The sequence below is a fragment of the Polynucleobacter victoriensis genome (assembly GCF_900187875.1).
Taxonomy (GTDB): Bacteria; Pseudomonadota; Gammaproteobacteria; order Burkholderiales; family Burkholderiaceae; genus Polynucleobacter; species Polynucleobacter victoriensis.
This window is the reverse complement of sequence record NZ_FYEX01000001.1, coordinates 398,775-414,315: the sequence shown is the minus strand read 5'-3', so window position 1 is coordinate 414,315 and position 15,541 is coordinate 398,775. Positions and strand designations below refer to the sequence as shown.

The following is a 15,541-nucleotide window of genomic DNA, read 5'->3' as shown; positions in this document are numbered from 1 at the left end:
GATTTAAGTTCTAACAATGTGAACGCTACAGTGAGCTTCTTCGACAATCTTTGTCATTGAAGTTCTCCACGGTGCCACCTTGTTTGGAATCTTATGTGAGGCGCCAATCATGATCATGGCAGCATTGTTGTCATTGGCAAATTCAACAATGCGTGATGCAGGATCTAATGCTTCGAGAACATGGAAAGATACACGTTCAGTACCCATCTTGAGGGGCTTTGCCCACTCCATTAGTTGGACCAAGTGATTGCGCACAATACCTGAGGCAGTTTCTGATTCTTTATTACCTTCAAATGTAGGTGTACCAGAAATAGTACTCAAGCAAATCAAGCGACTTTCTGGGTAGGCAAGTAATAAATGTTTGGCGGCATTTTGCATGCGCTCGCGCAACACTTCATCGTGTTGTCTGGTGTCGATCGCCACGATTAATACTGGTGCAGTATCTTCTACAGCACTTGGGCGTGGGCATTCTGAAGGTTGGTAGCCAGCAGCTTTAAACCAACGTTTCATATTGTCCCAAGTGCTATTGGGATAAATCTTCTCAGCTCGATGAGTTAACTGAATACTTTGCGGATTTTTCAGAATATGCCCTAAGCGCTTAGCACTTTGGTAGCGATCATCTGCTAAAGGTTCTAAGCACCGCAAGACAACTTCTTGTAGCCATGGTGGAATTTCTTTACGGATGGCTCGTGGGGGTAGTGGTTCGCTCCACATTCTTTTCTTTAAACCACTTACTGTTCCTGGACAACCAAATGGGTATTCGCCAGTCAGCATTTCATAGAGCATTGCACCAATGGCAAAAATGTCACTTCGCCAGTCGTTGCGTATACCCATCACTTGCTCTGGAGAAATATACGGTGCAGAGCCAATCCCTTTGTACATAGCTTCGACCAGTAAATCTGGGTAGCGCGCATGGTGAGCCAAACCAAAGTCAATCAATGCAATTTGATTGTCGGGCCTCACTAAAATATTTTCAGGTTTGATGTCTAAGTGAATAACGTCTTGCGCATGCAAAGTAGCAATGGCTGTAGCGACGTTAGAAACAATCTGAATTGTTTTTTCAATATCACTCAGCTTGCCGCCGTCTTCCTTAATAAGCTTATCTAAGGGAACGCCATCTAAATGTTCCATGGCGATGTAGGGCTTTTTGGCCATATTGCCAGTGCCTGCCACTCTTGGAACATAAGGGCTCTTGATGGCCTTCATGATATTTAACTCAGTCTCAAAGCCAATCAAGCTCTCAACTGGTTGATCGCGACCTACGCGAGGAACTTTGACGAGGATAGGGTAATCAACACCTTCTTTGGTGGCCTGGTAAAGAACAGCCATGCCACCTTTATGGATCGGCTCACCAATCAAAAATCCATCGACTTCGTTACCTTCTTGGAATATTTCGCGAATTGACTCTAGATCTTTATTGATAGGCATCTGAATTACTTACCAGTTAACAAACGGTTGGCTAGCTCGGCAGGAAGGCCTGCTTGATGAACCTTGTCGGCAGCCTTGTACTGATCGTAGTCTATGCGATTAAAGGTAATAACTTCTTGATCTGGTTCAAATAAAGCGTAATTGGCGGCTGGATTGCCATCACGAGGTTGTCCTAGTGATCCTGTCACAGTGACCCATTTTCTGTGCTTAGGCATTGGCATTACTTCGCCATTGCCTGGCATAAAGCGGATTAACTTGCCAACTGCGCTTTGGTAATAAACAGTTGGCTCATGAACGTGGCCCACAAAAGTATATGGAGTGCCGGCAGCTTCGGAGCAATGCCAAGCAGCTAAGCCATCATGGATATAGCCCCATTTATGAGGGTTAGACGCATTCGCGTGCACATATGAAATATCTTCATCTTTCACAATTAAAGGTAGACCCTTTAAAAACGCGACATGATCATCACCCAATTGGTCTCGTGTCCACTGTATTGCTGCCCAAGCATTGGCATTCATGCGGGTAGAGTGGTCTGTAAAGACCGCCTCATCATGGTTGCCTAATACGGCAATCGCTTTTTTCTTATCAATTAATTCGGCAACTTTTTCAATAATGGCAACTGGGTCAGCGTTGTACCCCACAAGGTCACCTAAGAAAACAAATTGATCAGCCCCTTGATGCTCGGCATGCTCAATGCATGCCTCAAAGGCTTCTAGATTGCTGTGTATATCAGCGAATAGGGCAATTTTGCGTTCGGAAGACATTTTTTAATAATAGGTTATCTAGTCTTCTATTTTCTGACAAAAATGCCTGATTTTGGAGCGATTCGCTAAAAAGAACGCTAAATCATATAAAATCGCTGACTATGGGAATTTCTATCAAACGTCACTTGATTCATTGGATGGCCATCGCGGCTATTCTGATGGGAGCATTGGCGCCGTCGATTTCCCAAGCAATTGCAGTAGCTGATACTGGCAAAGGTATTTCTGTTGAGGTTTGTACAACTTCTGGCGTCAAAATGACCCAGGTGATTGATGCAAGTAGCTCAGATGATCAACAAGTTGCCAATGAGCACTGCCCATTTTGTTTAGTTCACGGTGCATATGTTTTACCAATTGATAACGCTTTGAACTTCGCTGAGCCACAAGCACACAACATTTACCCTCAGCTTTTCTACAAGTCACCTAAGCCATTATTTGCTTGGGTTGCACTTCCTTCTAGAGCACCTCCAACACTCGCTTAATTCTTAAGGGAACAACTATTACTAGTTGTTCGGTATGGAATGCGCTTGCGCATTCAAAACAAGATTAAAGCGAGTAAGTCATGGAAAAAATCATTAGTTACAAAGCGGGCGATTTAATTTACAAGTCTGGCCAAACTGGCCCTGCATATAAAGTTATCACTGGCACGGTTAGGCTTGATCATGCGCAAGCCAGTCACAAATCAGTATTTGCGAATTTGGCAATTGCTGGGGATTTGGTGGGTGCAGAAGTTTTGTTGCGCAAACCTTATGCATTTGAAGCTCATGCATTAACTGATTGTGAAATTTCCGTCTGGCAGGAATCAACAATTCTGTTGGCGGACGCATTAGCTGAGCAATTAATCAAATCAAGCTGGCGCCAATCTGATGTTGTATCGCTCAGATGCGGCATGGCCATGGAGCGCATTCTGAAGTTTGTTCAGTTGCTCAGTAACAAAAGTGCAACAGAAAAAACTGAGAACTTATCTTTGCCCCCACTCAAAGAAACTGCAGACATCACAGACTTAACCATTGAGACAGTCTGCCGTTGCATTGCCAGCCTCAGAAAGCAAGGCGTCTTAGTGCCAGTACAAGGCACAAGAGGCAATCTCAGAAATCAATTCACGGTATCAGTGGAATCGATGCAGGCTATTGCTGCTTAATCAAAACAACGAAAAAAACATTATTTTTTAACAGGAAGAAGTCATGAAAAAAACCTACATAACCCTCACCCCAATTGCTCTAGTAGCAACAATGATGATGTCGCAAGCTTATGCTAACCACACAGTCTTAGATGATGTGGTGGTAACTGCTACACCAATGACAGCGCCAGCAACTATCGAGTTAAATCCTAAGGTGCCGCGTCAACCTCTACCTGCTCACGACGGAGCTGATTTCTTGAAATCTGTTCCTGGTTTCAGCGTGATGCGTAAAGCAGGTGCTGACGGTGAGCCAAATTTTCGAGGTATGGGTGGTTCAAGGGTAAATATTCTTGCTGATGATCAAAATATTTTTGGTGGTTGTGGTCAGCGTATGGATGCTCCAACTGCATACATTTTCCCTGAAATCTATGACAAAGTAACAGTTATCAAAGGTCCGCAAACTGTTTTATATCCTGGGCATGGTTCAGCAGCAACTGTTCGTTTTGAAAAAGAGCAAAAGGTCTATGACAAGCCTGGTTACGACGTTCATGCCTCTGGTTTAGTTGGCAGCTTTGGCAGACATGATGAAGTTGTCGATGCGAATATGGGTAATAAAGATTATTTCGCCACATTTACAGGTTCAAATTCAAAGTCTGATGACTATAAGGATGGTGATGGAAATAAAGTGCACTCTAAATATCATCGTTACAGTGCATCAACATCCTTTGGTGTAACACCAGATAACAACAAACGTTTTGAAATATCAGCTGCAAGAAGTAACGGCTATGCAGCTTATGCTGATAGAACGCTAGATGGAACAAAGTTCTTGCGTGAAAATATTGCGGGTAAAGGTCAAATTAAAAATATATCAGACGTAGTTGAAAAAATTGAATTCCAAATATCTAGAAATACTATTTTTCATACCATGTCTAATTCAATGCGTTCATCCTCCGTCAGTGGAATGGATGTGACACATGAGACAAATGCTGCAAGGCTATCTGGCGATTTATCTTTGAGATCTACTACCAAAATGAAGGTTGGTGTTGATTACTCTGAATCTACTCATGCTGGAAATATGAGTTTGGGAAGTGCATTAGCTGATGACTCACTATTTAAAAATATTAGTATGTTTGCTGAACTTACCGAAAAATTGAATAAAACAGACAGATTGATTGCTGGTTATAGAGGAGAGTCATGGGATGTAACTGATAAGCGTTCCAGTGGAATGATGGGCTCAACAACTGCAGGCCAAACTCGTAAAGAGTTTACTAATAGCGGTTTTGCTAGATATGAGTCTGAGTTAAATTCAATCCAAAATTCAACAGCATATATTGGATATGGTAGATCAGAAAGAATGCCTGATTACTGGGAGTTAATCTCAAATAAGCAAAATTCATCTGGTGATAGTGCCTTGATGAGTACCAAAACTGAGAAAACGAATCAAGTTGACTTTGGTTTAATACATAAATCATCTAACTTTAATTCGAGTGCATCAGTTTTCTACAACAAGATTAATGATTTAATCCTAGTTGATAGTAGGTCTGGCTATACATCGGGTATGTATGCAACTCCATCATCAAGAAATATTGACGCTCATACTTATGGTGCTGAATTAACTGCTGGCTACGTGTTAACTAATGTGATTAAGCTCAATTCCAGTTTAAATTACGTGAAGGGTAAAAATGAAACTGATGGTCTGCCTTTGGCGCAATTGGCTCCTTTGGAAGGTAGGTTTGCAGTTTCATATGATGATAAGGTCTATTCATATGGCGCTTTATTGAGACTGGTTGCTAGAAAAAATGATGTGGCTATTGGTCAGGGTAATATTTCCGGTAAAGATGTTGCGCAATCAGGTGGCTTTGGAATTTTTTCGCTAAATGCAGGATATAAGCCAAATAAGAAGACTTTAATTGCTGCTGGTGTAGATAACTTGTTTGATAAAAGTTATGCCGAGTTTATTAGCAGGGCTGGATCATCTGTAACGGGTTATACACAAACCACCCGCGTTAACGAACCAGGCCGTACCGCTTGGTTAAAAGCAACTATCGCCCTAGATTGATTCTAGGTAAAAGGATTCGCATGAGATTTTTATTGAAAATTGCTGCTCTATCATTATTCTGTATTCAGAGTGCTTTTGCTCAGTCTCCTGATCAAGAGCAAATTAAACAGTTAATGAAGCATCAGTTTGATAAACCTCATGCGCCTTTATCAGTTGCTCCAATTGCTGTGGTTGGTGACCATGCTCTAGCTAGCTGGATTCAGATTGATTCTGGCGGTAGAGCACTATTGGTTCGCCATCATGGTAAGTGGTCAATTGCCTTATGTGGCGGTGATGGCTTAACTCAGGTCGATGTCTTGGAAAAAACTGGTATGTCTAAGCAAGTAGCAGCTCAGTTATCTAAGCAGTTGGTTGAAGGTGAGTCTAAGCTATCGCCCAAACACAAAAAGATGTTCTCTATGTTTAAAGGAGAAGTAAAGGTTGATCACCATCAACACTAACTTCTTGTTGTCGTTTTATATTCAAAAGTATGACTGATATTGAAAAAACTGTAGTGTATGTAACCGCCTATTTGGCAATTCTGATTCTTGGATTTATTAAAGTGGTTGCTAGTAGTAGAAAATAAGTAACCACTAAAATAAATCAAATAAAGGAGATATAAATGAAAAAATTATTAAGCGCTGTAATGGTTGCAACTGCTTTTGTTGCTGGTTCTGTATTGGCTGATAATGACATTAAGATTGGTTCTTTAAAAATCGAAGATGCCAAAGCACGTGCTACTGTGCCTGCTCAAAAAATGAGTGGCGGTTTCATGAAAATCGAAAACAAGGGTGGTGCAGATAAATTATTAGCTGCTTCATCATCTGTTTCAAAAGCGGTCGAATTGCACACCATGTCTATGGAAGGCAATGTCATGAAAATGCGCGAGATCAAAGCGATTGAGATTCCTGCTAATGGCAAGGTTGAGCTTAAGTCTGGTGGCTTGCACTTGATGTTCATCGACTTAAAAGAACAACTAAAGCCTGGCTCAACTATCAAGGTGAAGCTCAAGTTTGAAAAAGCTGGTGAGGTAGAAGTGCCATTCAAAGTCATGGGTCACCCAGCTCATGGCGAACCAGGGCATGACCACTCTAAGCATCACTAATCTTTACGATTTAAATGCCAAAGCCGTATGTATACATACGGCTTTTTCTTTTGTTGATTACTAAAGTCCACTCCTTGCCAAAATACAGGTAAAGTTGAGCCTCTTTCAAAGATTAAAAGTAACTATTGATGTCAGCAGAGCGTGCGAACAATTGGGATGCCATTGTGATTGGCGGTGGAGCCGCTGGTTTATTTTGTGCTGGCGTTGCAGGGCAATTAGGCCAAAAAGTCCTTGTGCTCGATCATGCAGAAGTTCTTGGGGAGAAGATTCGTATCAGTGGTGGTGGGCGATGTAACTTTACTAATATGCATAGTGGGCCAGCCAACTTTTTGTCTTTAAATCCTAATTTTGTTAAAAGTGCTTTATCCAAGTTCAAGCCAAAAGACTTTATTGAATTAGTTAAAAGCTACAACATCCCTTTTCATGAAAAACATAAAGGACAGTTGTTTTGTGATGTATCTGCTAAGCAGATAGTTGATATGCTCTTTGCAGAGTGTGCCAAGGGCGGTGTTGTGATTAAAAACCCTGTCACAGTAGAGTCGATTCATCAACTTGATCAAACTGATGGTGTTGGAGCATTGTGGCAAGTGGTCACCAATCAGGGCATACAAACAACTAAAGCGATTGTGATGGCCACGGGTGGCCTACCAGTGCCGGCGATTGGGGCAACTGACTTTGCTCTAGATATTGCTAAACAATTAAATTTGCCAATAGTTGAGGTAAGGCCTGCTTTAGTTCCCTTGTCATTCACATCCGATGAGTTTGCTAATCTGAGTGAGTTATCGGGTTTGAGTGTTCCAGTCAAAGTTAGTTCTGGTCAGAAAGGGCAGCGTTATGGTGTTTGCTACTTTGATGAGGATTTATTGCTAACGCATAAAGGTCTTTCGGGGCCTGCGATATTGCAAGGCAGTAGCTATTGGCATGAAGGCGAAGTCATTCAGATTAATTGGTTGAATGATGTTGATTGTGATGAACTGTTCAATGATGATGCTAATCGCCTCAAACTCACTGAGAACATCTTAGGGATAGTTTTCCCCCAACGCTTGGCTAAAGCGTTTGCGGAGCAAAAGAATTTATTGGGTCGTAAATGGGCAGAGGTCGGTAAAAAAGACCGTCAAGCTCTTAAAGATCTCTTAACTCGATGGTCAGTTAAACCCGCGGGGACTTTGGGGTGGAAAAAAGCTGAGGTCATGTTGGGTGGTGTGGACACCAAGGCTTTAGATGGTCAAACCATGATGTCTAAGCAACATCCTGGTTTGTATTTCATAGGTGAGTGTGTTGATGTCACAGGACATCTGGGTGGGCATAACTTCCAATGGGCTTGGGCAAGTGGGTTTGCCTGCGCACAATCACTAGCAAGGAAATAAGTCGCCTTTTTGTGGTGTTACGACATGAGTCCAGCGTAACTCCTCTTTAATTACTTCAGCGAAATTACTACTTGCATGTGATTCACCATGAATCACGAACACCTTATCAGGCGCCTGTTTAAACCCTTTAAGCCATCTGAGCAAACCTTCTTGATCTGCGTGAGCAGATAGACCACCAATCGTATGAACGGAAGCCCTCACAGCCACTTCTTTACCCATCACTTTGACTGTTGGTGCTTTATCTACTAAACGCCTACCCAATGTACCCATAGCTTGGAAGCCTGTAATGATGATGGCATTTTGGCTATGTGGAAGATTCCAGGCTAGGTGATGAACAATGCGACCAGCTTCGCACATGCCGCTGGCAGAAATAATAATTGCACCACCTCGAATACGATTCAGTGCTTTAGATTCTTCAACATCAGCCACAAATTTAAGATCAATGGCTTGTTGATGTTCTTTGAACCAAGTAAATAAGCTTCTGGCTTCCTCATCTAAATCTTCAAAATACTTCTCTGTTAGGTGTGTGGCAGCGGTTGCCATCGGAGAGTCTACCCGAATATTTAGGTGGGGTAGTCGACCTTTTTTTACCAAGCCAATTAGGATTAGTAATATCTCTTGTGTTCGACCCACCGCAAATGCAGGCATCAGGATATTGCCGCCGTGTTTCATGGTGTCATTGATGACGCTCACCAATTCTTCTTCGGTTGCCTGAATACTTCTGTGTAAACGATCACCATAAGTTGATTCAACCAACAAAACATCAGCAGACTCAATCAAGTCGGGATCAGGCATCAGTGGGCGATTAAACATACCTAAGTCACCAGAAGATACGATTCTCTTTTTACCTTCGACACCATCCGTTTGCTCAATATCAATCACTGCAATTGCAGAACCTAAGATGTGACCTGCATTTCTGAAGTGTGCTGCAATCCCTGGTATGGGTTCAAATACTTGCCCATATTCAACCGCCTGAATCTGATTCAGGCATTCTGTGGCTTGCTTGACTGTATAAAGAACAGTGGGCAAATCGCCGCGCCATTTACCCAGTTTTTGTTTGCGCTCAGCACGCTCAAAGTCATTTTCTTGTATGTGTGCGCTATCTAATAGAAGTATCTTGAGTAGTTCTTTAGTGGCTTTAGTGCAATAAATCGTACCCCTGAAACCTTGTGCACATAATCGCGGTAGTAATCCGCTGTGATCAATGTGTGCATGAGTCAGAAACACGAAATCTAGATCTGTTGGGTCAAAGGGTAGTGCTTCAAGATTCTTGTCGTCCGCATCTCTACCACCCTGAAACATGCCATAGTCAATCATGAAGCAGAATGCCTGACCTCGAGTCTCACCCTCAAGGTAATGGCGAGATCCAGTTACTTCACCGGCGGCTCCAAAGAACTTAATATGCATAGGAACTTTGATTAACTTTTTAATGATGTGTTGAGTAAGGCAATGATGTCAGTAACATTATTCATAATCTCAGCGCCATTTAAGTGATCGCCATTTAAAAAACCATGCTTATCAGCATCTTTTAAAAAATCTAGTAACTTATCGTAGTAACCGCCCCAGTTAGCAATGATGATTGGTTTGGTGTGCGAGCCAATTTGCATACCAGTCCACACTTCAAAAAGTTCATCTAAGGTGCCAAAGCCACCTGGTAGCACCACAAAAGCATCTGATTTTTCCATCATCAAACGTTTGCGCTCGATGATGTCGTCAACCACAAATAATTCTGATAACTCTTGTTGAACAGGCTCTCGTGCAGTCAACCCTGTGGGAATAATCCCTGTGACAGAGCCGCCTACTTCAATGGCTGACCTTGCAACGGCACCCATTAAGCCAAGACGACCACCACCAAAAACAATGCCATAGCCAGCGTTGGCCAGAGCTCTGCCTAAATCATTAGCTTTGGCAATCGTATCTAGGTTATCGCCATCTCGTGAGCCACAAAATACGCAAATATTCTTTTTCATGCCTCAAGCATAATCCACTCTGATGCCCATTTTGAATAAAGGGTGTCTCGGGTTAAGATTTGCCTAGTGATTAATTACAGTTAAGAAAGAACTTTGTATGTTGCCATCCATATTAGCGATTAGTGCCGGAGCTTCATTGGGGGCTTTGCTGCGCTGGGCACTGGGTTTGAGCTTCAATGCAATTTGGGCCACCATGCCGCTTGGCACGCTGGTGGCTAACTTGGTGGGCGGTTATCTAATTGGGTTGTCAATTAGTTACTTTGAGGCAAACGCTGGTCTGCCAACTGAGATGAAGTTATTCATCATCACAGGTTTTTTGGGTGGCTTAACAACTTTCTCAACATTTAGTGCGGAGGTTGTGGCGATTCTTCAATCAGGGTCATACGTCAGAGCTTTTCTAACGATTGGTTTTCATGTTTTGGGTTCGTTGGCTCTCACATTGCTAGGCATGGCTACTTATCAGTGGCTTAAGTAAATTCAAATAAGGAGACATTAGAGTGATTTTAGAAATTGTTGATATTAGTATTGATCCAACAAAAAAAGCAGATTTTGAAAAAGCTGTAGCAGCTGGTATTGCAGATGCTATTGCGCCAGCAAAAGGTTTTCGTGGTTATAAGCTTAATGCCGGTATTGAAAAGCCAGGTCGCTATATCTTGATGATTTATTGGGATACCTTAGAAAACCACACAGTTGATTTTAGAGAGTCAGAGGCTTTCCCACGTTGGCGTGGACATGTTGGCCCATTCTTCTTGGCGCCACCTACTGTTGAGCATTTCACGCTTGCTCACAAGTCTGAGTAACTTTTTCCTAAATAATAGAGTTATGAACTGATGGCAGATGTTGTGATTTGATGCGTCAGCTCAACATCACAAACATCTAGTTCGCCATAAATAGGCATTGCATCTTGAGGCGAAGGTGCAACTGCAAGTGGTATGTGACCTTCAGTTGCTAGCAAACCTGAGGTAGGATCAAGACCTATCCAGCCGGCACCCGGAATAAATACTTCACACCAAGCATGCAGCTCTGCAACTTGCTCTTGAGAGCTTTGTGGGCTGTTCAGGTTATGCCATTCGGGTTTCACTTCAATTAAGTAACCAGACACAAAGCGAGCAGCTATTCCTAATGATCTAAATAACTGAACGAGTAACCAGGTTGAGTCACGGCAGGAGCCGTAGCCTAGTTCTAATGTTTGCTCAGCAGTTTGAACGCCTGGCTCATAACGAACCAGATAACGAATCCTGTTAAACACCAACTGATTGAGATAAACGATGTACTCAATACTGCGACGGCGTTCTTTGGGAATCTTTTCGGCAAATGCTTTGAATAAAGAACCCGTCTCAGATACTGTTAGATATTGAGATAACTCGTTCTTTAATGATGCTTCGTAGCTAAACGGATGGTGAACAGCTGAAGGATCTAAGAAAAAATCAAACGGATTGATAGGTGCCAACTTTGCTGCAATCGTCACATGAATCTCTAGATAATTTGTTTTGTCATCGAATGTAACTTTGGCAGTTTTGTTAGAAAAATCATCGCTTAGCCATTCAATGTTTTTTGGATTGGGCGAGATTTCTAACTTGTAATCAGCAATCGATGTTCGGCAGTGGGGAGCGGGATGCAGTTTGACTATCTGCGGACCTAAGCGCACGTCTTGGCTATAGCGGTATTTCGTAGAGTGAGTCAGTACTACATTCATGTAAAGAGCTTATTGAAAATGATTGCTGGGTTACCTTAAATCAATGGGGCTACAAAGCCCCATTGATTCCCTAATAGTTTTTACCAACTGCTTAGACAAGAAATGGCGTTTTAAGCTTCCATAATCGGAATTTGCTCAAGCTTAGACGCATTATCTTGGGTTGTATAACGTGCTAAAAAAGCACCATTAGAGCTTAATGGCAACTTGGCCCAAACTGTGTAGCCTGCGCCTGGTACAACTCGCATAGGTTCACCCTTAGTGCTGAAGATTTCCTCAAGAACAAGGTCTGTGTTACCACTTGGTTGAATGATTTCTAATTTATCGCCAACTGCAAAGCGATTCTTAGCTTCAATCTTCACTAATTGTTTTTCCTGATCGACTTCAACCACATTGCCAACGTAAAGACTGCGACCTGAGAGTGAGAAGCCACGTAAATAGTTTTGATGATCTTTGTCAGGATGACGCACGTAGAAACCGTCTGTGTAACCACGATTGGCCAAACCTTCTAGGTGACCCATTAATTCAGGATTAAATGGACGACCTGCGACAGCATCATCAATTGCTCTGCGATAGGCTTGAGCCGTGCGTGCCACGTAGTAAGGTGACTTGGTTCTACCTTCAATCTTGAAAGAGTCAATACCCATTTCTGTGAGGCGTTGAACGTGTTCGATGGCGCGTAAATCTTTAGAGTTCAAAATATATGTGCCATGCATATCTTCTTCGATAGGCATCCATTCACCTGGGCGATTACCTTCTTCAAGAAGGTAAATGTCACCAGTAGCATCTTCGGTAGCTTGAGCCACTTTGTAATCCCAGCGGCATGAGTTAGTACATGTGCCTTGGTTAGGGTCGCGGTGATTGAAGTAACCAGACAATAAACAGCGACCAGAGTAGGCGATACACAAAGCACCATGAATAAATACTTCGATTTCCATTTCTGGACAATCTTGGCGAACAGCCTCAATTTCATCTAAAGATAGTTCGCGTGACAAAATCACTCGGCTCACACCCACTGAGCGCCAGAATTTTGCAGCGTGACCATTCACGGTATTTGCTTGTACTGATAAATGAATCGGCATATCAGGCCAGTTCTCGCGAACCAACATAATCAAACCAGGATCAGACATGATCAATGCATCTGGTTTCAGAGCAATCACTGGCTCCATATCTTTTACATAGGTGCGAGTTTTTGCACCGTGAGGGAAGATATTAGAAACGAGATAAAAATTCTTACCTTGAGCGTGAGCAGTGTCGATACCTTCACGCAATACTTCTAGATTGCCAAAGTCATTGTTGCGCACGCGTAATGAATAACGTGGTTGGCCAGCATAAACAGCTGTCGCACCAAAGGCGAAGGCTGTGTTGAGCATGGCAAGACTGCCAGCAGGGGCTAAAAGTTCAGGTGTTTTCATAGCCCGTATTTTAGGTGTTTTCGGACTTTTTTGCCCGCTAAGCCCTTATAAGACTTGGGAATATTTCAGAATGTGAACCAAAACAGACGATTTTTGGCACGAAAACCACTATTTAGAAGCGCTCGTTGGGTCCTAAATGGCGCCATTGGCCGACAGGCAAGTTGCCTAGTGGGATTTGTCCAATACGAATGCGTTTGAGGCCAATGACCTTTAAACCAACTAATTCGCACATGCGACGAATTTGGCGTTTTCTTCCTTCGCGTAATACGAAGCGCAATTGATCAGTATTTTGCCAGCTGACTTTGGCTGGTTTCAGCGCGACATCATCTAGCTTGAGTCCGTGGTTTAACAAGCGTAGACCTTCGGCTGTTAATGAACCTTCGACACGGACCAAATACTCTTTTTCAATTGGGCTGTTTTCGCCAATCAATAATTTTGCGATGCGACCATCTTGGGTTAGCACCAGTAAACCGCTCGAATCAATATCTAGACGACCAGCCGGTGCTAAGCCACGTGTATTGAATTTGCCAGGTAGGTTGGCTGAGAGTTGGTGAACAAATTGATTTTCTGGGGTAATCAGAGAGGCAGCTGGTTTGTATTCTCGATCTTCATCAAAGTGAGAAATGTAGCCAACTGGCTTATTCAGAATAATGGTGTAGCGACGTGCTTGCTGAGCAATTGCCGCTTTCTTTAATTCAATCTTTTGATGGGGGTAGGCACGAGCGCCTAATTCACTCACCACTTCGCCGTCGACCAATACCAAGCCTTGCTCAATATAGTTATCGGCCTCTCGTCTTGAGCAAATGCCTTGCTCTGACATCAATTTTGAAATGCGTACTTTTTCCACAGGCAGATTATCGCTTACTTATTGGCTATTCTCTTTAAATGACTCAGTAAGTGCAATTTGAAGTTTGGCGTGGATTTTGACTAATTGCTTGCGCAGTAAGTAAATTACAGTGCCCATAAAGATTGCCAAAATAAACAACATGCCAACTGGTGGCAGGATGCTAGAGCTAAGTGCTGAGACTAATAGTAGTAGTGCAATGATGGCCAATACCGGCATCATCTGAGCAAACAGTTGATGAATCGCTGCGCGATCACTCTCTGAGTAATTACCTGAGTTACTGCGCACATCTGCAAGCAACAAGCCTAGGGCTTCTAATTTTCTGTAGATGGCAAACATGAATGGTGCTGATAGCAAAAGACTCATGCCCCACATCGCTGCTTGTTGATAAGTTTCTGTGAACCAAGGTAGATGCCCAGTGTCCACGTATTCATTAATGAAGGTAAATAGTTTGGTGGCTGATAAGAACAGAGCAATCACCACGCAAGTATTAACAAATACATGAAAACTAATTCTTCTAACAAAAGGTCTTAAATCGCTACGTAACTGATTATCGGAACGAATCTCGCTCATCCACTCGGAGTATTGAACAAGCACATTTTTAACGGGGCTCGGTATGCGTGTTCCCATCCATTGACTAAAAGGATCTGACCCTTTAATTAAATAAGGGGTGAATAAAGTTGTGATTGTTGATACCGCCACCACAATTGGGTACAAGAAATCACTTGTCACATTCAGCGCTAAACCAAGTGAGGCGATGATGAAAGAAAATTCACCAATCTGAGCCTTACCCATACCCACGCGCATAGATGTGATGCCGTCGTGGCCCGTAATAAATGTGCCCATGCTACAAGTGATCACTTTGCCCACAATCACAGCAAAGCTAATTAAGGTAATTGGTAGGGCGTATTTCCAGATAACGCTGGGATCTAGCAATAGGCCAATGGTGACGAAGAAAATCGCAATGAACATGTCTTTAACAGGTTCAATTAACTTTTCAATCGTATGTATATGACGTGACTCAGCCATCATTGCGCCGACCAAGAATGCGCCAAGAGCCACGCTATATTCCATTTTCATGACTAGCAAGCAAAAGCCAAAGCAAAGACCCAATACAGTAACTAGTAGCATCTCTTTGCGCTGAAACTTCGCTACTAAATTTAGTAAGCGCGGCACCAACAAAATGCCAACTGCCAACGAAATAGTCATAAAGAGGATTAGCTCACCCACAGTCATTGCTGCATCGATAGCTTCTAGCTGGCCAGTGGTCGCAATACCTGTGAGCATCACAATCAAGCTAATGGCCAAAATATCTTCAACAATCAAGATGCCATAAATTAAATTCGCAAACTTTTCTTTTTTAAGGCCGAGCTCTTCGAGAGCTTTTACGGTGATGGTCGTTGACGAAATCGCCATCATGGCGCCTAAGAAAATTGAATCCATCGGCGTCCAGCTAAAAAAGCGACCGATTTCATAGCCCACCCAAATCAACACAATGATTTGTGCGGTGGCAGCGACAAAGGCAGTGGCTCCCACTTTTGCTAATTTACGTAGACTAAATTCAAGCCCCAAGCCAAACATCAAAAACACTACGCCAAGCTCGCCTAAAGTACGAATAGTTTTTTCATCAGAAATAAATGGCACGGCAGATGTGTATGGGCCGATAATGAGGCCCGCAATGATGTAGCCAAGGACTACCGGTTGTTTGAGGTAATGGAAGATCACGGTGACAACGCCGGCAACCAACATAATCACGGCCAAGTCTTTAATGAAATCTACTCCATGCATCGTTTTTTCTCT

16 protein-coding genes are annotated in these 15,541 nt (G+C 42.8%); 8 read left to right on the top strand and 8 right to left on the bottom strand.

Translation table 11 applies throughout. From position 1 onward, the window contains the following. Nucleotides 1-3: 3 nt before the first annotated feature. On the bottom strand, nucleotides 4-1,428 hold the full coding sequence (locus tag CFR83_RS02170) for a bifunctional serine/threonine-protein kinase/universal stress protein (protein ID WP_088812333.1): 1,425 nt from the start codon (nucleotides 1,426-1,428) through the stop codon (nucleotides 4-6). 5 nt (nucleotides 1,429-1,433) lie between these two features. Continuing rightward, nucleotides 1,434-2,192 carry a metallophosphoesterase family protein gene (locus tag CFR83_RS02165; protein ID WP_088812331.1) on the bottom strand — a complete coding sequence of 253 codons (759 nt, stop codon included), beginning with the start codon at nucleotides 2,190-2,192 and terminating at the stop codon, nucleotides 1,434-1,436. 101 nt (nucleotides 2,193-2,293) lie between these two features. Here CFR83_RS02165 and CFR83_RS02160 point away from each other — a divergent pair, with 101 nt between their 5' ends. From CFR83_RS02160 to CFR83_RS02135, 6 genes are all read left to right on the top strand, one after another. Continuing rightward, complete coding sequence (locus tag CFR83_RS02160; RefSeq protein ID WP_088812330.1) at nucleotides 2,294-2,671, top strand: DUF2946 domain-containing protein; 378 nt, start codon at nucleotides 2,294-2,296, stop codon at nucleotides 2,669-2,671. A gap of 80 nt (nucleotides 2,672-2,751) precedes the next feature. Next, nucleotides 2,752-3,330 carry a Crp/Fnr family transcriptional regulator gene (locus CFR83_RS02155; protein WP_088812328.1) on the top strand — a complete coding sequence of 193 codons (579 nt, stop codon included), beginning with the start codon at nucleotides 2,752-2,754 and terminating at the stop codon, nucleotides 3,328-3,330. Between the two features lie 43 nt (nucleotides 3,331-3,373). Continuing rightward, nucleotides 3,374-5,368, top strand: coding sequence for a TonB-dependent copper receptor (locus tag CFR83_RS02150; protein ID WP_088812326.1), 1,995 nt, complete (start codon nucleotides 3,374-3,376; stop codon nucleotides 5,366-5,368). Between the two features lie 20 nt (nucleotides 5,369-5,388). Next, nucleotides 5,389-5,808 carry a copper uptake system-associated protein gene (locus tag CFR83_RS02145; RefSeq protein ID WP_088812324.1) on the top strand — a complete coding sequence of 140 codons (420 nt, stop codon included), beginning with the start codon at nucleotides 5,389-5,391 and terminating at the stop codon, nucleotides 5,806-5,808. Between the two features lie 161 nt (nucleotides 5,809-5,969). Next, the gene (locus CFR83_RS02140; protein WP_088812322.1) at nucleotides 5,970-6,452 is read left to right on the top strand and encodes a copper chaperone PCu(A)C; all 483 of its coding nucleotides are present in this window, start codon (nucleotides 5,970-5,972) and stop codon (nucleotides 6,450-6,452) included. Nucleotides 6,453-6,580: 128 nt separating this feature from the next. Beyond that, nucleotides 6,581-7,819, top strand: a complete 1,239-nt coding sequence (locus CFR83_RS02135; RefSeq protein ID WP_088812320.1) for a BaiN/RdsA family NAD(P)/FAD-dependent oxidoreductase — start codon at nucleotides 6,581-6,583, stop codon at nucleotides 7,817-7,819. Here CFR83_RS02135 and CFR83_RS02130 read toward each other — a convergent pair. Together CFR83_RS02130 and CFR83_RS02125 are read right to left on the bottom strand one after the other, a co-directional pair. Further along, nucleotides 7,805-9,226, bottom strand: coding sequence for an MBL fold metallo-hydrolase RNA specificity domain-containing protein (locus CFR83_RS02130; RefSeq protein ID WP_088812318.1), 1,422 nt, complete (start codon nucleotides 9,224-9,226; stop codon nucleotides 7,805-7,807). The genes CFR83_RS02135 and CFR83_RS02130 overlap by 15 nt on opposite strands. 11 nt (nucleotides 9,227-9,237) lie before the next feature. After that, complete coding sequence (locus CFR83_RS02125) at nucleotides 9,238-9,789, bottom strand: LOG family protein (RefSeq protein ID WP_088812316.1); 552 nt, start codon at nucleotides 9,787-9,789, stop codon at nucleotides 9,238-9,240. A 97-nt stretch (nucleotides 9,790-9,886) separates the two neighbouring features. Between CFR83_RS02125 and crcB the strand changes: the two genes are divergently transcribed. Both crcB and CFR83_RS02115 read left to right on the top strand, forming a co-directional pair. Then, nucleotides 9,887-10,264, top strand: a complete 378-nt coding sequence (gene crcB, locus CFR83_RS02120; RefSeq protein ID WP_088812315.1) for a fluoride efflux transporter CrcB — start codon at nucleotides 9,887-9,889, stop codon at nucleotides 10,262-10,264. A 22-nt stretch (nucleotides 10,265-10,286) separates the two neighbouring features. Beyond that, nucleotides 10,287-10,589 (top strand): antibiotic biosynthesis monooxygenase family protein, encoded by a 303-nt coding sequence (locus CFR83_RS02115; RefSeq protein WP_088812313.1) that lies wholly within the window; start codon nucleotides 10,287-10,289, stop codon nucleotides 10,587-10,589. Between the two features lie 20 nt (nucleotides 10,590-10,609). On the opposite strand, the gene CFR83_RS02110 is transcribed toward CFR83_RS02115, so the two are convergent. The 4 genes from CFR83_RS02110 to CFR83_RS02095 form a co-directional block, all read right to left on the bottom strand. Next, nucleotides 10,610-11,485 (bottom strand): transglutaminase family protein, encoded by an 876-nt coding sequence (locus tag CFR83_RS02110; RefSeq protein ID WP_088812311.1) that lies wholly within the window; start codon nucleotides 11,483-11,485, stop codon nucleotides 10,610-10,612. Between the two features lie 110 nt (nucleotides 11,486-11,595). Next, a complete protein-coding gene (locus CFR83_RS02105) occupies nucleotides 11,596-12,897 on the bottom strand; it encodes a peptidase U32 family protein (RefSeq protein WP_088812310.1) in 1,302 nt (433 codons plus the stop codon). 112 nt (nucleotides 12,898-13,009) lie between these two features. Further along, nucleotides 13,010-13,744 carry a pseudouridine synthase gene (locus CFR83_RS02100; protein WP_088812308.1) on the bottom strand — a complete coding sequence of 245 codons (735 nt, stop codon included), beginning with the start codon at nucleotides 13,742-13,744 and terminating at the stop codon, nucleotides 13,010-13,012. A gap of 18 nt (nucleotides 13,745-13,762) precedes the next feature. Continuing rightward, nucleotides 13,763-15,529 (bottom strand): cation:proton antiporter, encoded by a 1,767-nt coding sequence (locus tag CFR83_RS02095; protein ID WP_088812306.1) that lies wholly within the window; start codon nucleotides 15,527-15,529, stop codon nucleotides 13,763-13,765. Nucleotides 15,530-15,541 lie beyond the last annotated feature (12 nt).